This window comes from Microbacterium sp. NPDC089188 (assembly GCF_040685155.1).
GTDB lineage: Bacteria > Actinomycetota > Actinomycetes > Actinomycetales > Microbacteriaceae > Microbacterium > Microbacterium galbum.
On the sequence record NZ_JBFBHH010000002.1, the window covers coordinates 284,061 to 301,300 of the forward strand.

The 17,240-nt window shown below is 70.5% G+C and carries 13 protein-coding genes and 1 tRNA gene; 10 read left to right on the forward strand and 4 right to left on the reverse strand.

The annotated features are described in order from the left end of the window. Positions 1 to 57 precede the first annotated feature (57 nt). On the reverse strand, positions 58 to 1,758 hold the full coding sequence (gene aceB / locus AB0N80_RS07500) for a malate synthase A (RefSeq protein WP_363578357.1): 1,701 nt from the start codon (positions 1,756 to 1,758) through the stop codon (positions 58 to 60). Between the two features lie 229 nt (positions 1,759 to 1,987). Continuing rightward, on the reverse strand, positions 1,988 to 3,304 hold the full coding sequence (gene aceA / locus AB0N80_RS07505) for an isocitrate lyase (RefSeq protein WP_363578358.1): 1,317 nt from the start codon (positions 3,302 to 3,304) through the stop codon (positions 1,988 to 1,990). 129 nt (positions 3,305 to 3,433) lie between these two features. On the opposite strand from aceA, the gene AB0N80_RS07510 reads away from it, so the two are divergent. Beyond that, a complete protein-coding gene (locus AB0N80_RS07510; RefSeq protein ID WP_363578359.1) occupies positions 3,434 to 4,912 on the forward strand; it encodes a helix-turn-helix domain-containing protein in 1,479 nt (492 codons plus the stop codon). Between the two features lie 87 nt (positions 4,913 to 4,999). Here AB0N80_RS07510 and AB0N80_RS07515 read toward each other — a convergent pair whose 3' ends face one another. After that, the gene (locus AB0N80_RS07515) at positions 5,000 to 6,532 is read right to left on the reverse strand and encodes a PucR family transcriptional regulator (protein WP_363578360.1); all 1,533 of its coding nucleotides are present in this window, start codon (positions 6,530 to 6,532) and stop codon (positions 5,000 to 5,002) included. Between the two features lie 92 nt (positions 6,533 to 6,624). On the opposite strand from AB0N80_RS07515, the gene gabT reads away from it, so the two are divergent. From gabT to nusG, 8 genes are all read left to right on the forward strand, one after another. Then, on the forward strand, positions 6,625 to 7,974 hold the full coding sequence (gene gabT, locus AB0N80_RS07520) for a 4-aminobutyrate--2-oxoglutarate transaminase (protein ID WP_363578361.1): 1,350 nt from the start codon (positions 6,625 to 6,627) through the stop codon (positions 7,972 to 7,974). A 90-nt stretch (positions 7,975 to 8,064) separates the two neighbouring features. Then, positions 8,065 to 9,525 carry an NAD(P)/FAD-dependent oxidoreductase gene (locus tag AB0N80_RS07525; RefSeq protein WP_315995023.1) on the forward strand — a complete coding sequence of 487 codons (1,461 nt, stop codon included), beginning with the start codon at positions 8,065 to 8,067 and terminating at the stop codon, positions 9,523 to 9,525. Beyond that, positions 9,522 to 10,400 (forward strand): universal stress protein, encoded by an 879-nt coding sequence (locus AB0N80_RS07530; RefSeq protein ID WP_315995022.1) that lies wholly within the window; start codon positions 9,522 to 9,524, stop codon positions 10,398 to 10,400. Before AB0N80_RS07525 ends, AB0N80_RS07530 begins: the two co-directional genes overlap by 4 nt. Beyond that, on the forward strand, positions 10,400 to 11,959 hold the full coding sequence (locus AB0N80_RS07535; RefSeq protein WP_363578362.1) for an APC family permease: 1,560 nt from the start codon (positions 10,400 to 10,402) through the stop codon (positions 11,957 to 11,959). Before AB0N80_RS07530 ends, AB0N80_RS07535 begins: the two co-directional genes overlap by 1 nt. A gap of 51 nt (positions 11,960 to 12,010) precedes the next feature. Continuing rightward, the gene (locus tag AB0N80_RS07540) at positions 12,011 to 13,372 is read left to right on the forward strand and encodes an NAD-dependent succinate-semialdehyde dehydrogenase (protein ID WP_363578363.1); all 1,362 of its coding nucleotides are present in this window, start codon (positions 12,011 to 12,013) and stop codon (positions 13,370 to 13,372) included. Between the two features lie 307 nt (positions 13,373 to 13,679). Continuing rightward, positions 13,680 to 13,752 (forward strand) — tRNA-Trp (locus AB0N80_RS07545). A gap of 42 nt (positions 13,753 to 13,794) precedes the next feature. Beyond that, positions 13,795 to 14,070, forward strand: coding sequence for a preprotein translocase subunit SecE (gene secE / locus AB0N80_RS07550; RefSeq protein ID WP_076677209.1), 276 nt, complete (start codon positions 13,795 to 13,797; stop codon positions 14,068 to 14,070). Positions 14,071 to 14,130: 60 nt separating this feature from the next. Continuing rightward, entirely contained in the window at positions 14,131 to 15,261 is a 1,131-nt protein-coding gene (gene nusG / locus AB0N80_RS07555) for a transcription termination/antitermination protein NusG (protein ID WP_315995019.1), read from the forward strand. Between the two features lie 229 nt (positions 15,262 to 15,490). On the opposite strand, the gene AB0N80_RS07560 is transcribed toward nusG, so the two are convergent. Beyond that, a complete protein-coding gene (locus AB0N80_RS07560) occupies positions 15,491 to 16,456 on the reverse strand; it encodes a hypothetical protein (protein ID WP_363578364.1) in 966 nt (321 codons plus the stop codon). A 346-nt stretch (positions 16,457 to 16,802) separates the two neighbouring features. On the opposite strand from AB0N80_RS07560, the gene rplK reads away from it, so the two are divergent. After that, positions 16,803 to 17,234: a 50S ribosomal protein L11 gene (rplK, locus tag AB0N80_RS07565; RefSeq protein WP_013585556.1), complete on the forward strand. Its 432-nt coding sequence runs from the start codon at positions 16,803 to 16,805 to the stop codon at positions 17,232 to 17,234. The last annotated feature ends 6 nt before the right edge of the window (positions 17,235 to 17,240 follow it).

Sequence of the window (17,240 nt, forward strand, 5' to 3'; positions counted from 1 at the left end):
CTGCCGGAGGCGTGACCGAGGGGCCGAGGCTTCCGGCCCCGGCCCCTCGGCATCCGGTCAGTCCAGGTATCTCGCGTACGCGGGCAGGGTCAGGAAGGCCGGGAACTCCTCGCGCAGGGCGACCTCCTGGAACACCGCGGCGGCGTCGTCGAACCGGTCGGCGGTCGAGCGCGGCGCCTCGGCGAGCACGTCCCGCACGAGCGACTCGACGTAGTCGCGGGTGATCGGCGTGCCCTCGGCGGTGGCGTGGTCCTGGTGGATCCACTGCCAGATCTGCGAACGCGAGATCTCGGCGGTGGCGGCGTCCTCCATGAGGTCGTCGATCGCGACCGCGCCCAGGCCCCGCAGCCAGGCCTCGATGTACCGGATCGTCACCGACACATTGCCCCGCACGCCCGCGGCGGTCACGGGTCGTCCGATGCGCACGTCGAGCAGATCGGCCGGTGCGACCGACACCTCGTCGCGGGTGCGCCCGAGCTGGTTCGGCGCGTCACCCAGCACGGCGTCGAACTCGGCCCGCGCCACCGGGATGAGGTCGGGGTGGGCCACCCACGTGCCGTCGAAGCCGTCTCCGGCCTCGCGGCGCTTGTCGGCGGCGACCTTGTCGAACGCCGCCTGGGTCACCTCGGGCTTGCGGCGGTTGGGGATGAAGGCGCTCATGCCGCCGATCGCGTACGCGCCCCGCTTGTGGCAGGTCTGCACGAGCAGCTCGGTGTAGGCCCGCATGAACGGCACCGTCATCGTGACCTCGCTGCGGTCGGGGAGCACGAAACGCGCTCCGCGGCCCCGGTAGGTCTTGATGATCGAGAAGATGTAGTCCCAGCGACCCGCATTCAGGCCCGCGCAGTGGTCGCGCAGAGCGAAGAGGATCTCCTCCATCTCGAACGCCGCGGGCAGCGTCTCGATGAGCACCGTCGCCCGGATCGTGCCGTGCGCGAGGCCCAGACGCTCCTCGGTGAACGAGAACACGTCGTCCCACAGCCGCGCCTCTTCGGCCGACTCGATCTTCGGCAGGTAGAAGTAGGGCCCGCGACCCGCGGCGATCAGCGCGTGCGCGTTGTGGAACACGTACAGTCCGTAGTCCACGAGCGAACCGGATGCCGGCAGCTCGCGGCCGGCACGATCGATGAACGTCACGTGCTTCTCGGGCAGGTGCCAGCCGCGGGGGCGCATCACGATCGTCGGGGTGCGCTCGGCGGTGACCTCGTAGCGCTTGCCCTCGGGGCTCGTGAACGAGAGCTGCCCGCGGATCGCGTCGAACAGCGAGAGCTGACCGCCGATGACGTTGCGCCAGGTGGGGCTCGTGGCATCCTCCTGGTCGGCCAGCCATACGCGTGCCCCGGAGTTGAGCGCGTTGATGGTCATCTTCGGGTCGGTGGGCCCGGTGATCTCGACGCGGCGGTCTTCGAGGCCCGGTCCCGCGCCCGCCACGCGCCACGACGGGTCGTCGCGGATGTGCGCGGTGTCGGCGCGGAAGTGCGGGTCGTCACCCGTGCCGATCTCGAAACGCCGACGCAGGCGCGCGGCCAGCCGGTCGTGCCGGCGCCGGGCGAAGCGGTCGTGCAGCTCGGTGACGAAGGCGAGGGCGGCGGGGGTGAGGATCTCGGCGTCCCGTCCTTCGAGGGAGCGCTCGAGGCGCAGGTGCGGGATGGATGCCGGCGGGCTCGGCATCCGGGATCCTTCGGTGGTCGTGCGGGCACCGGTCGTCGTGGTCGGCGAGGTCGCGGTGGTGGGCGGGGGAGAGGTGATGAGGGTCATGGTCGTGGCTTTCTGCCTATGTCGCTCGCTCGCTCCCTCGCTCCCGCCGTCCGCCGCCCGCCGCAGGGTGCGGGACGTGTGTGTCCTGCTGAGTGTCCAAGACACCCGGACGGTTTTCGCCGGGTCCGGGTGTTCCGGACACTCAAGTGGGGGTTGGGGGCGCGGGTGGGACGGGGGGAGGAGCAGAGAGGGCGAGCGGGGACGGGGAGGGGGACGGGGAGGGGGAGGGTCAGTGGAACTGGGCCGTCTCGGTGGAGCCGGCCAGGGCGAGGGTCGCGCTGTCGGGGTTGAGCGCGGTCGAGACGACGTCGAAGTAGCCGGTGCCCGCTTCGCGCTGGTGGCGCGTGGCGGTGTACCCGTTGGCTTCGGCGGCGAACTCGGCCTCCTGCAGCTCGACGTACGCGCTCATGGCGCGCTCGGCGTAGCCGCGGGCGAGGTCGAACATCGAGTGGTTCACGGCGTGGAATCCGGCCAGCGTGATGAACTGGAAGGCGTAGCCGAGAGCGGCCAGGTCGGCTTGGAACATGGCGATCTGCTCGTCGTCGAGGTGGCGCTTCCAGTTGAAGCTCGGCGAGCAGTTGTAGGCGAGCTTCTTGCCCGGGTAGCGGGCGTGGATCGCCTCGGCGAAGGCGCGGGCGAGCTCGATGTCGGGCTCGCCGGTCTCCACCCACAGCAGATCGGCGTAGGGGGCGAAGGCGAGGCCGCGCGCGATGACCGAGTCCAGTCCCGGCCGCACGCGGTAGAAGCCCTCGGTCGTTCGCTCGCCGGTGAGGAACTCGGCATCCCGCGGATCGACGTCGCTGGTGAGCAGGTCGGCGGCGAGGGCATCGGTGCGGGCGATGATCACCGTCGGCACGCCCGCGACGTCGGCCGCGAGACGCGCGGCGTTGAGGGTGCGGATGTGCTGCTGGATCGGCACGAGCACCTTGCCGCCGAGGTGGCCGCACTTCTTCTCGCTCGCGAGCTGGTCCTCCCAGTGGATGCCGGCCGCCCCCGCCGCGATCAGCGACAGCGCGAGCTCGTACGCGTTGAGGGGACCGCCGAAGCCCGCTTCGGCGTCGGCGACGATCGGGGCGAGCCAGTCCTGCGTGATCTCGCCCTCGGCCCGCTCGATCTGGTCCTGACGCAGCAGCGCGTTGTTGATGCGGCGGACGACCGCGGGCACGCTGTTGGCGGGGTAGAGGCTCTGGTCGGGGTAGGTCTGGCCCGCGAGGTTGCCGTCGGCGGCGACCTGCCACCCGCTGAGATAGATGGCCTTGAGCCCCGCGCGCACCTGCTGCACGGCCTGGCCGCCGGTGTAGGCGCCGAGGGCCCGGACGTAGTCCTCGGTGTGGAGGAGGTTCCAGAGGTTCTCGGCCCCGCGGCGGGCGAGCGTCGACTCCTCCCGGACGCTGCCACGGAGGCGGACGACGTCTTCGGCGGTGTACGTGCGCTCGATGCCGTCCCAGCGGGGGTCGTCCTCCCACGAGGTGCGGATCTCATCGGCGGTCTCGGTCTGGTCGCCGGGGCGCAGGGGCTGCGGGGCGGGGGTGGCCTGGATCGTCATGTCGTCCTCCTTCGGGTGTCGGGGCGTCGGTGCCCCGTGGAGACCACTGTCCGCGAAGAACAACCCTCCGCAAGAAGATTCGATGTGTGAAGATCGCGCGATCTTCCGCTGCTGTGAGAACCTGCCGGTATGGACACCGGCGTCTCGATTCCCGCGGCATCCCTCCCGCCCGACCATGAAGAGGTGGACACCCTCACCATCGGTCGGCGCATCCGACAGCTGCGCACCGCGCGCGGTATGACCCTCGACGACCTCGCCGGAGCGGTCGGTCGTGCGCCCAGCCAGATGTCGATGATCGAGAACGGCCGCCGCGAGGCGAAGCTGACGTTGCTGCAGGCGATCGCCCGAGCGCTCGAGTGCACGCTCGATCAGCTGCTGGATGCCGAGCCCCTCGATCCCCGCGCCACCCTCGAGCTGTCCGTGGAGCGGGCGATGCGCGGGCAGACCTTCCAGGCGCTCGGGATCGCCCCTTTCCGTGTGGGGCGCGCGGTGCCCGACGAGGCGCTCGCCGCGATGCTCGCTCTCCAGGCCGAGATCGAACGGTTGCGCGAAGAGCGCTCCGCGACCCCGGAGGAGGCGCGCCGCGCCAATGTCGCCCTCCGCCGACTCATGCGCACGCAGGACAACCACTTTCCGGAGCTCGAGCGTGTGGCATCCGAGATGCTCGACGCGATCGCGCACCCCGGCGGACCGCTCACCCAGCGCGGGGCGAGCGACATCGCCGCCCACCTGGGCTTCTCGCTGCACTACGTGCCCGACCTGCCCTCGTCGACGCGGAGCATCGCCGACGTGAAGAACGGGCGGCTGTACCTGTCGACGAAGGTCGCGAAGGGCGACCCGCGCGCGGCGGTGCTGCAGGCGCTGTCGAGCCGGATTCTGAGCCACGGCGAGCCGACGAGCTACGACGAGTTCCTCCGCCAGCGCGTCGAGACCAACTACCTGACGGGCGCGCTGCTCATGCCCGAGGCGCATGTCGTCCCCGCGCTGCGCGAGGCGAAGCAGCGGCGCACGATCAGCATCGAAGACCTCCGCGACGCCTACTCGGTGTCGTACGAGACGGCCGCGCACCGTTTCACCAATCTCGCGACCGTGCACCTCGGCATCCCGGTGCACTTCCTCAAGGTGCACGAGTCGGGGACGATCACGAAGGCGTACGAGAACGACGACGTGAACTTCCCCACCGATCGGCTGGGTTCGATCGAGGGGCAGTTGTGCTGCCGTCGCTGGACGAGCCGCGTCGTGTTCGAGGAGGACGACCTCTTCAATCCGTATTACCAGTACACCGACACCGGCAATGGGACGTACTGGTGCACCGCGCGCGTGGAGCAGTCGAGCGAGGGGGCGCACTCGGTGAGCGTGGGGGTGCGGTTCGACGACACGAAGTGGTTCCGCGGGCGCGACACCCCCCACCGCGGCGTCTCGCGGCACGCGGTCGAGACGTGCTGCCGCCGGCCGCCGGCCTCGCTCGAGAACGCCTGGCGCGGGCAGGCATGGCCGAACGTGCGCACACCGCGGACCTTGCTCGCGACCCTGCCGACGGGGTCGTTCCCCGGGGTCGACACCACCGAGATGTACGAGTTCCTGGAGGCGCACGCGCCGGGGGAGTGAGACGCGCCCCGGCCGCCGTGCGGTGGGCGGGCGCGTCATGCGGGCCACCGACTCCCCGTCGCCGTCGCCGCGCCCCCGTCACCGCGCCTACCCTGCCAGCCGCAGCGCCGTCCACAGCTCCGCACGCGCGGCGAACGACGACAGGTCGCGCCCCAGCACGCGCTGCGCGAGGGCGATGCGCGCCCGCACGGTGTGGCGATGGATGCCGAGCGCCGCCGCGGTCGCCTCGTGCGAGCAGTCGTTGGCCAGCCACGCGTCGAGGGTGTCGACCAGCGCCGAGCCCTCGGTCTCGTCGTGCCGGCGCAGGGGAGCCAGTGCGCCCGCCGCGACCGTGCGCGCGGCCTCCGACTCCAGCGCCGAGAGCAGCCCGGCTCGTGCCGTGTCGGTGAAGTCGGCGAGGCCGGCGTCGTCCGAACGGTCGCGTGCGGTGCGGGCCTGGGTCAGGGCGCGCGAGAACGCGTCGTAGCCCGAGGGGGCCGAGCACCCCACCGTCAGCTCGAAGCGGTCGGCGATCTCGGCCAGGCTCTCGCGGGCGGACACGGGGACCACGAGCACGAGGCCGTCGTCGCCACGACCGAAGAACAGCTCGCCCCGGCCCTCCTGCGCACGCACCTCGAGCCACTCCGCCAGTGCCGTCGACTTCGCTGCGGCGGCGGGGGTGAGTGCGACGATGACCGGCGCCGCGGGCAGGGGACCGAACAGATCGCGGCCGGCGCGCCGTGCGAGGGTCGGATCGTCGGTCGCCAGCGTCTGCACCAGGCCCGCGCGGAAGGTGCCGATCGCCCGGCCCAGTCCGTCCTGCTGCTCGAGGGCGAGGGCCGCCATGGCGACGACGGCGGTCACGACGCTGCGGGCCTCGTGGTCCAGGTCGTCCGCGGCGATCGCGAGGGCTCCACGCAGGTGCCCTCCGCGTCCGAGCGTCTGCACGCTCACCGCGCGGTCGCCGGCGGTCAGCGTTCCCGCCGCGCGTGTGCCACGGCGCAGCATCGTCGTGACCTCGAGGGTGAGGGCGTCGGCGGTCAAAGCGGGCAGGGCGCCGGACGGGAAGGCGGTTCGCAGCGCACCGGCCGCGTCGTACAACCCCACCCAGCAGTCGAGCTGCCGCGAGAGTTCGGCGAGCGTCGCCGACAGACCGTCGGGCCGCAGCGCGGCGAGCGACACCGCGCGCTGCGCCGCGAGCGACCAACTGCGACGCGCATAGGCGTCGGCCGCGATCGCCTCGGCGCCCGCGCGCGCGACGGCGATGAAGGGGGTGCGGTACGGCACCTCGAACAGCGGCATCCCCGCCCGCCGGCACGCGTCGACGAGGGGAGCGGGGATGCCGTCGCGCACGACCTCCGTGCCGAAACCGAGCCCCTGCACGCCGCGCGCGAGCAGGCGGCCGATGTACGCCTCGTAGTCGGCGGCGGTCGCGTCGGCGAATTGGGTGCCGGTGGTCAGCAGCACGAGGCCCTCGCTGAGGAAGGGCGTCGGGTCGGCGAGGTCGCTTGAGTGCACCCATCGCACGGGGCGATCCAGGATGCCGGGGGACAGCTCGTCGTCGGCGACGAGCCGAAGGTGCAGGTCGCGGCGGGACAGGAGCGCTCGCAGGCTGGGTGGGGCGGGGGCGGTGTCGGCCATGACAACTCCTGTACGACTCGTATACGACGGCGCCTGTGACTGTACAGGCAGGAGAGTGCGGGGCGCCGCGCGGCGTCCGTAGCATCGCCGCCATGAGCCTCGACACCCTTCCTCTCGTCGGCGGTCCGTCCCTCGCCCAGGAGCGCCGCATCGTCACCGCCATCCCCGGCCCGCGTTCGCAGGAACTGCTGGAGCGAAAGGCCGCCGCCGTGGCATCCGGTGTCGGCCACACCGTCCCGATCCAGGCGGTCGCCGCCGGCGGCGGAGTCGTCGTCGACGCCGACGGCAACTCGCTCATCGACCTCGGCTCGGGCATCGCCGTCACGAGCGTCGGCAACGCCCACCCGGCGGTCGTGAAGGCCGTGCAGGAGCAGGTCGCCGCCTTCACCCACACGTGCTTCATGATCTCGCCGTACGACTCGTACGTGTCGGTGGCCGAGGCGCTCAACCGTCTCACCCCCGGCGACCACGCCAAGAAGAGCGCGCTGTTCAACTCGGGGGCCGAGGCCGTCGAGAACGCCGTCAAGATCGCCCGCAAGTACACCAAGCGTCAGGCGGTCGTCGCGTTCGACCACGGCTACCACGGTCGCACCAACCTGACCATGGCGCTCACGGCGAAGAACATGCCCTACAAGAGCGGGTTCGGACCCTTCGCCGCGGAGGTCTACCGCGCCCCGCTGTCGTACCCCTTCCGCGACGGACTGACCGGCCCCGAGGCCGCGGCGAAGGCGATCTCGGTCATCGAGAAGCAGGTCGGTGCAGAGAACCTCGCCGCCGTCATCATCGAGCCCATCCAGGGCGAGGGCGGCTTCATCGTCCCCGCCGACGGGTTTCTCAACGCGATCGTCGACTGGTGCCGAGACAACGGCGTCGTCTTCATCGCCGACGAGGTGCAGTCGGGCTTCGCGCGCACCGGCGCGATGTTCGCGAGCGAGCACTTCGGCATCGTCCCCGACCTCGTCACCACCGCCAAGGGCATCGCGGGCGGACTGCCGCTCGCGGCCGTCACGGGCCGTGCCGAGATCATGGATGCCACCCACGCGGGCGGGCTCGGCGGAACCTACGGCGGCAACCCGATCGCGTGCGCCGCGGCTCTGGCATCCATCGACGCCTTCGAGAACGAGGGCTTCGTCGAGCGCGCCCGCGAGATCGGCGTCCTGCTGAAGGACCGCCTGCACGCGCTGCAGCAGAACGACCCGCGCATCGGCGACGTCCGCGGACACGGCGCGATGATCGCCGTCGAGTTCGTCGATCCCCCCACCGGCGCACCCGACGCCGCGCTGACGTCCGCGGTGGCGAAAGCGGCGATCGCCGAGGGTGTGATCGTGCTCACGTGCGGAACGTACGGCAACGTCATCCGTTTCCTCCCGCCGCTGTCGATCGGCGACGACCTGCTGAACGAGGGCCTCGACGTGGTCGCGGCCGCCCTCGCCCGTAGCTGACACCCGTCCCGGCGGCGGCGGTCGACCCGAGAGCCCGCCGCCGTCGGGGCCATCCACGAAGACGTGAACGACACAACGAAGGAAGCTCCCATGGATGACATCACCCGCGACGTGGTCGTGATCGGGGCCGGCGCCGCCGGTCTCACCGCGGCCAACGACCTGCGCAAGGCCGGCCTGTCGGTCGTCGTGCTCGAGGCGCGCGATCGTGTGGGCGGACGCCTGTGGACCGACGTCATCGACGGCGCGATGCTCGAGCTCGGCGGCCAGTGGGTCTCGCCCGACCAGACCGCGCTGATCGACACCGTGGCCGACCTCGGCCTGTCGACATACAGCCGCTACCGCGAGGGCGACAGCGTCTACGTCGGTGCCGACGGCGAGGCGAAGCGCTTCACGGGCGAGATGTTCCCCGTGGCACCCGAGACCGAGAAGGTCATCGACGAGATCACCGCGCGCCTGGATGCCATGGTCGCCGAGATCGATCCCGACAAGCCGTGGGAGCACCCGCAGGCCGCCGAGTGGGACAAGATCTCGTGGGACGCGTGGCTGCGCGAGCAGACCGACGACGACGAAGCCGTGCGCAACCTCGCCTTCGCGACGGGCTCGGCGATGCTCACCAAGCCGACGCACACGTTCTCCCTGCTGCAGTCGCTGCTCATGGCGGCATCCGCCGGCTCGTACTCGCACCTCGTCGACGCCGACTTCATCCTTGACAAGCGCGTGACCGGCGGTCTCCAGCAGGTTCCCGAGCTGCTCGCCGAGCGCCTGGGCGACGACGTGCTCCTCAACCAGCCGGTCCGCCGCATCATCTGGGGCGACGAGTCGGCGCCGTCCGACCGCCCCGCCGCCGCGGACACGGGTCGACGGGTGGACGACCTGCGCGCCCTCACCGCGCGCGTCGAGGCCGCGGCCTCGTCCTCCTCGGGGGTCACGGTGATCGCCGACGGCGTCACCGTCCGAGCCCGCTTCGCCGTGCTCGCCCTCGCGCCGGTGCTGTACTCGCGCATCTCGTTCGAGCCGCCCCTGCCGCGTCTGCAGCACCAGATGCACCAGCACATCTCGATGGGCTTCGTCATCAAGGTGCACGCCGTCTACGACCGCCCGTTCTGGCGCGAGCAGGGCCTGTCGGGCACCGCGTTCAGCCCGTACGAGCTGTGCCACGAGGCGTACGACAACACCAACCACGGCGACGAGCGCGGCACCCTGGTCGGGTTCGTGTCGGACCAGAACGCCGACGACCTCTTCCGCCTGAGCCCCGAGGAACGCAAGGAGCGCATCCTCGACTCGCTCGCGCGCTACTACGGCCCCGAGGCCAAGAACCCCGAGGTCTACTACGAGAGTGACTGGGGTACCGAGGAGTGGACCCGCGGCGCGTACGCGGCGAGCTTCGACCTCGGCGGCCTGCAGCGCTACGGCGCCGACCTGCGCCGGCCCGTCGGGGCGATCCACCTCGCGTGCAGCGACATGGCGGGCGCCGGCTACCAGCACGTCGACGGAGCGATCCGCCAGGGTCACCGCGCCGCCGACGAGATCCTCGAGCGGACGCGCGGATGAGCGGCGACCGCGTCGTCGTCGGCTACACGGCGACCGACGCGGGTGCCGACGCCCTCGCGCTGGGCGCCCGCCTCGGCGCAGCCCTCGGCACCTCCGTCCACGTCGTCGTCGTGCTGCCGTCCCCGCAGGGCAACGTCTCCATCCCGACGGCCGCGTCCTACGACCGTCTGGTCGAGGACACGGCGCGCGGGTGGCTGCGCGACGCCCTCGCGCGCATCGGCGACCCGGCCGGCATTCGGGGACACGTGCGCTACGCGCACGACGTCTCCGACGGCCTGGTCGCGGCCGCGGAGGAGTTCGGTGCGGGCCTGATCGTCGTCGGCACCGGCGGGGGCGGTCCGCGCGGACGGCACCGACTCGGTACGACCGCCGAGGAGCTGGTGCACTCGGCTCCCGTCCCGGTGGCGCTCGCTCCCGAGGGCGCGCGCGACGTCGACCCGTCGGTGGGTCTGCCGCGCGTCACCGCCGCCATCGGCACCCGCCCCGGCGCTGACCTGCTGCTCGACACCGCGGTGGGCGTTTCCCGCCGGGCGAAAGCACCCGTGCGGCTCCTCTCGCTCGCCGGTGTCGATCTCCCCGATCGCGTCGACGCGTCGCTGACTCGTCTGACGGGACACGCCCACGCCGAGAGCGTGCTCGAGTCCGTCCGCGCGGATCTGCCCGCCGGGATCGCCGCCGAGGCGGTCGTCGGCACCGGCAGCGACATCGAAGACGCGGTGTCGCGCATCGAGTGGCAGCCGGGCGAGATCGCGCTCGTCGGCTCGAGCCGCCTCGCTCAGCCGCGGCGCCTGTTCCTCGGCTCCACCGCAGGACGCATCCTCCGCGCCCTGCCCGTCCCCATGATCGTGGTGCCCCGCACCTCGGAGGCCTCCTGATGACCACCTCTCGCAACGGAGCGAGCCCCGCACCCGACAGCGCCGTCACCACCGGCATCTCGAACAAGGGCCTGCGCGTCGGATCCATCGGCATGATCGGCGCCGTCGTCATCGGCATCTCGACCATTGCCCCCGCCTACACCCTCACCGGCGCCCTCGGCCCGACGGTCTCGGCCGTGGGCTTCCAGGTTCCGGCGATCATCCTCGTCGGCTTCATCCCGATGCTTCTGGTGGCGCTCGGCTACCGGGAGCTGAATTCCCGGATGCCGGATGCCGGCACCTCGTTCACCTGGGCGGCCCGCGCCTTCGGACCCTGGGTCGGCTGGATGGCCGGGTGGGGGCTGGTCGCGGCCACGGTCATCGTGCTGTCGAACCTCGCGGGTATCGCGGTCGACTTTCTCTTCCTGCTCATCGCGCAGATCAGCGGCAATCCGGAGATCGCCGAGATCACGCGCATCGTGCCCGTCAACGTGGCGGTGTGCCTGCTGTTCATGCTGCTCGCCACGATCGTGTCGTACCGCGATCTGCAGACCACCCAGCGCCTGCAGTACGGCCTGGTGGGGTTCCAGATCCTCGTGCTGCTCGTCTTCGCCGGAGCGGCCGTGGTCGAGATGATGAACGGCAACGCCTTCGACGCCAGCCCCGTTCAGGCGTCGTGGTTCAATCCGTTCGAGGTCGACTCGTTCAGCGCGTTCGCCGCCGGGCTCTCGCTGTCGATCTTCATCTTCTGGGGGTGGGACGTCATCCTCACTATGAACGAGGAGACCAAGGACCCCGACAAGACGCCGGGCCGCGCGGCCACCGTGACGGTGTTCCTCATCGTGGCGCTGTACCTGCTCATCGCGGTCGCTCTGCTGATGTTCGCCGGCAACGGCACGGGCGAGCTGGGCCTGGGCAACGAGGACATCCAGGAGAACGTCTTCTTCCACCTCTCGGGGCCCATCCTCGGCCCCCTCGCCTTCCTCGTGTCGCTCGCGGTGCTGACCAGCTCGGCATCCTCCCTCCAGGCGACCTTCGTCGGCCCCGCCCGTACGCTCCTCGCGATGGCGCACTATGACGCGCTGCCGCGCAAGTTCGCCAAGGTCAGCCCGCGGTTCTTCACCCCGGGCTACGCCACGATCGTGTCGGCGATCGTCGCCTCGGCGTTCTACGCGATCATGCGTGTGCTGAGCGAGAACGTGTTGACCGACACCATCACCGCCCTCGGCGCGATGATCTGCTTCTATTACGGCCTGACCGCGTTCGCGTGCGTCTGGTACTTCCGCAAGCAGTGGTTCGACTCGGTGCGCAACGTCTTCCTCACCCTCCTCGCGCCGCTGGTGGGCGGCGTCATCCTGGCCGTGCTGTTCGTCACGACCCTCGTCGACAGCGCGAGCCCCGATTACGGCTCGGGCTCGCAGATCGGCGGCGTCGGCCTCGTGTTCGTCATCACCGTCGTGATCATCGTCGTGGGGGTGGTGCTGATGATCGCCCAGCGCATCGCGAGCCCCGCCTTCTTCCGCGGTGAGACCCTGGGACGGGAAGCGCCCGCCAGCGCCCGCCGCCGGCGCGCGATCTGACCCCGGCATCCGACCGCACCATCTGACAACGAAACGAAAAGGAGCAGCCCGATGAGCGACTACGCCGTCGTCAATCCCGCCACCGGCGAGACCCTCGCCGAGTACGACACCCTGACCGACGACGCGGTGGAGGCCGCCATCGCCTCCGCCCACGACGGGTACGGCGTGTGGTCGCGCACCGCTCCGTCCGAACGCGCCGCTGCGATCCGCCGCGTGGCGGAGCTCCACCGCGAGCGCCGCGACGAGCTCGCCGCGATCATCGTGCGCGAGATGGGCAAGCCCCTGGCCGCCGCCGAGGGTGAGGTCGACTTCGCCGCCGACATCACCGAGTACTACGCCGACAACATCGACAAGATCACCGGCGACACCCTGCTCGACATCCTGGGCGAGGGCACCGCGGTCATCCGCCGCTCGCCGCTGGGCGTGCTGCTGGGCATCATGCCCTGGAACTTCCCGTACTACCAGGTGGCCCGGTTCGCGGCGCCCAACCTCGCGGTGGGCAACACCATCCTGCTCAAGCACGCTCCCCAGTGTCCCGAGTCCGCCGAGGCGCTGCAGGCGATCTACCGCGACGCGGGTCTGCCCGAGGGCGCCTACGTCAACATCCGCGCGACCAACGACCAGGCGGCGACCATCATCGCCGACCGCCGCGTGCAGGGCGTCTCGGTGACCGGATCGGAGCGCGCCGGCGCCGCCGTCGCCGAGATCGCCGGCCGCAACCTCAAGAAGGTCGCACTCGAGCTGGGCGGGTCCGACCCCTTCATCCTGCTCTCCACCGATGATCTGGATGCCGCCGTCCAGGCCGCCGTCGACGCCCGCCTCGACAACAACGGGCAGTCGTGCAACGCCGCGAAGCGCTTCATCGTCGCCGACGACCTCTACGACGGGTTCGTGTCGAAGTTCACCGCCGCCCTCGGCGAGGCCAAGGTCGGCGACCCGTTCGCCGACGACACGGTGCTGGGTCCGCTGTCATCGCTCACCGCGGCCGAACGCCTCGACGAGCAGGTGCAGCGCGCCGTGGCGCAGGGTGCCACCGTCGAGGTGGGCGGCACGCGCGACGGCGCCTTCTACCCCGGCACCGTCCTCACGGGCGTCACGAAGGACATGGACGCGTACGGCGAGGAGTTCTTCGGCCCCGTCGGTGTCGTCTACCGCGTCTCGAGCGAGGACGAGGCGGTCACCCTGGCCAACGACACCGGGTACGGTCTCGGCTCCTACGTCTTCACGACGGATGCCGCGCAGGCCGAGCGCATCGCCGACAAGATCGAGGCCGGGATGGTCTACGTCAACGTCGTGCTGGCCGACTCTCCCGAGCTGCCGTTCGGCGGTGTCAAGCGCAGCGGCACCTCGCGCGAGATGGGCCTGCTCGCGGCCGACGAGTTCGTGAACAAGAAGCTGATCCGCACGGTCTGATCCGGCCGCTCGCGAATCCCCCGGACCCGCTCGACGGGGTCCGGGGGATTCCGCGTTTCCGGGCGTTCGACAGCGGGGGCGGAGTCGGGGAACCGGGGCGACGGGCGTCGCGGGCCAGGGCGGACCGCAGGACGACTCCGCCCCGCCGGCACCGGCCCGGTTCGCCTCACCGGGGGACATGACATAGACTGGGGAGTGCAGTCGAAATCTGCAATCTTTCGCCGTGCCCTCGGGTACGCGGCATCCCTCCCCGAGAGATACCAGGCGGAAGCGCGCCGGTTTCGCATCCTGGATCCTTCGGGATCTTAGGGCGGTAGCTCAATTGGCAGAGCAGCGGTCTCCAAAACCGCAGGTTGCAGGTTCGATTCCTGTCCGCCCTGCGCACAGCGCACGCTGGCACAGACAGAGACCTGGGTGGTTCGATGACGCAAGACGAGGCGAAGGGCGAGGTCGTCGCAGACCGCGGCGCGCCCCGCGAGAAGAAGCTCAACTTCTTCGCGCGGATCGCTCTCTTCATTCGTCAGGTCTTCGCGGAACTCCGCAAGGTCGTCACTCCGACGCGGCAGGAACTGTTCAAGTTCACCGCCGTCGTCCTCGGGTTCGTCGTCGTCATGATGGCGATCGTCTACGGCCTCGACGTGTTGTTCGTGTGGATCACCACCGCCGTCTTCGGCGTCCCCGGTACCGCCGGCGCCTGACCGGCGTCTGGGCGGACGCGCGGCGCCGAGAGCGGCCGCCACTGAACGGAAGAGATCACAGTGTCTGAAAGATATGTCGACGACGCCGATTGGGCGACGGCCGCCGAGCAGTCGAGCGAGGATGACGAAGCCCAGGAGGGCAACGTGCTCGCGTCCCAGGAGCGCGCCTCCGACTCCGCCGAGCACACCGCCGTCCACATCGTCGACGACGAGACCGACACCGATGATGCCGACCTGGGCGACATCGACATCACCGACCCAGAGGCGGACGCGATCGTGAACGACGCTCTCGAGATCGACGAGACCAGCGAGGCCGAGGCCGCCGCCGAGGTGCTGACCGACTCCCTCGCGGAAGAGCAGGCCGAAGAGGCCGCCGAAGCCGCCGACGAGGTCGCCCCGTACGACGGCCCCGACGTCAATGGCGAGCCCGACGCTCCCGTCCTCGACGAGGACTTCGTCGACGAGGTCTCCGCCGCGGCATCCGTCGTCGACGAGGTCGAGGCGGAGGAGTCGCCGGCCGACGCCGCCGAGGCGCCGGAAGACCTGGACGCCGCCGATGACGAGGACGTCGACCCGTACGAGGCGTTCCGCACCGAGCTGCGCATGCTCCCGGGCAAGTGGTACGTCATCCACTCGTACGCGGGCTTCGAGCGCAAGGTGAAGGCCAACATCGAGCAGCGCAAGTCGACGCTCGAGGTCGAGGACGACATCTACCAGGTCGAGGTCCCGATGGAGGACGTCGTCGAGATCAAGAACGGCCAGCGCAAGATGGTCAACCGCGTGCGCATCCCCGGCTACGTGCTGGTGCGCATGGACCTCAACGAAGACACCTGGTCGGTCGTGCGTCACACCCCCGGTGTCACCGGCTTCGTGGGCAACGCCCACAACCCGACGCCGCTGCGCTTCGAGGAGGCCTTCAACATGCTGAAGAGCCTCGTCGAGGTCAAGGAGTCCGCTCCGGCCAAGGCCGGTGCCGCCAAGGGCGCCCCGACCGCCCAGCGCGTCATCCCCGCCGAGGTCGACTTCGAGGCCGGAGAGACGATCACGATCAAGGAGGGCTCGTTCGCGGGTCTGCCCGGAACGATCAGCGAGATCAAGCCCGAGAGCGGCAAGCTCACCGTGCTCGTCTCCCTCTTCGAGCGCGAGACCCCCGTCGAGCTGTCGTTCGACCAGGTCACCAAGATGGTCTGACGCGCGCCCTGCGCGTCTCGCGAACGCCCCGCCCGGTTCCGTCCGGCGGGGCGTTCGCCGTTCCGGCGCCCGCGTCTGCGTCGTTCCGGCGCCCGCGCCGCGCCGTGCTCCGTCCGGCGGGGCGTTCGTCGGCGTCGCGACGGGCGAAACCTCACGCATAAACGCCGTTCGTGTGCGGAAACACGTCGTCGGCGCGTTTCCGCACATGAATGCCGTTTATGCGGCGTCTCTATGTGGAGCGGGGGTTCCGGCCAGCGGTTCGAAGTGCAGCGGGCGCGCCACGGTGCGCCGGCGAGAGGCCGGCCGCCGACAGCGCAGCTCGGAGGCCGTCCACGCCGATCGCTCCTTTGTAGTCCCACCGAGCGACCGTCCACCCAGCGCGGCGGAGCGCGTCTTCGCGGCGCTTCTCCGCGCGCAAGGCCTCGGCCGCGGCGGACGGATCCGTGGCGCTGTACTTCAGCCAGCCGTCGGATTCACCGATGATGCGCTCCTCGGGCCAGCAGAAGTCGGAGCGGAATGTCCGACCCTCTATCAGGTGTTCGACCTGCAGTTCCGGGGTGGGGTAGCCGCACCATTCGATGACGGCGCGACTCACGGACTCACCCACCGACTCGGCGAGTCCCGTTCCGCGCCGAAGCGCCCATTCCACCCGACGGCGTCCGTGCGCGTTGCGCTGACGTCCGGCGAGATCCCAGAGGTCGTCTCGATCCAGGTGGTCATCCCGCATCGCGGCGTCGACGACGGCAAGTCCGAAGGCGGGCGGTAAGACCCTCAGCAGGTCCAAGACGGTGTCGCCGACGCTCGTGATCCGCATGCCGGCATCCTCGTGAATCCGGCGACCATCCGCGCTGGTGTGCACGGTGACGTCGCCGTAGCTGACGGACCGGGTTCTCCGCCCATCGAAGAGATGGATCTTGTGAGGGTGCCCGAAGGTGGGTAGGCCGGAGAGAGTCGCCGCTGACTCGTGTGAGAAGACGGCATCGGGGCGGATGAGCCGGTAAGCATGGACCCGGAGCAGGTAGCGATCCCACGGGAGAAGGGCCTCCCACGCGCTTCGCGGCGTGTAGACCCCCGCCCTCACCCGGATGAGCGTGCGGTCTCGCGAGGGGTGCACGGCAGAGACGACCGACTGCTCCTCGGCGGAGGCGAAGAGCGGCGCGGGGCAGATGCGGAGCGCGGCGTTCGTGGCGTCCATGCGCCGAGGGTCCCATCCGTCGGCCGTACTCGTCGGGCGCCTGTGGATAACCGTCAACCGCGGCGCAAACGCAATTCGTGCATGGAAACACGGCGCCCCGCCGTTTACGCGCATGGATGGCGTTTATGCGTGGGGTGGGACCCGGGGTAGCGCGGACGGCGCCCGGCACGGCGGCCCGCGCACGGGCTCGCGGAACGGGGGGCAGACGCCGCGGGATGCCGAAACGCCGGGCGTCGCGTACAATGGCAAGGTTGCGTGCGTCAGCGTGCGACGACCGCTGCCCGGAACCGCCGGGCGGGCGGGAGAGAGGGAACCGCGAGGGTCCCGCTCGAGAGAGGAAAAGGATATGGCACCCAAGAAAAAGGTGACCGGCCTGATCAAGCTCCAGATCAAGGCGGGCGCGGCCAACCCCGCGCCGCCGATCGGTCCGGCGCTCGGTCAGCACGGCGTCAACATCATGGAGTTCTGCAAGGCGTACAACGCGGCGACCGAGGCCCAGCGCGGCAACGTCATCCCCGTCGAGATCACCGTCTACGAGGACCGCAGCTTCACGTTCATCCTGAAGACGCCCCCGGCAGCAGAGCTCATCAAGAAGGCCGCCGGCCTCGCGAAGGGCTCGTCGACGCCCCACACGGTCAAGGTGGGCAAGCTCACCAAGGACCAGGTCCGCGAGATCGCCACCACGAAGCAGCCCGACCTGAACGCGAACGACATCGAGGCCGCCTCGAAGATCATCGCCGGCACCGCCCGTTCCATGGGCATCACGGTCGAGGACTGAGGGAGA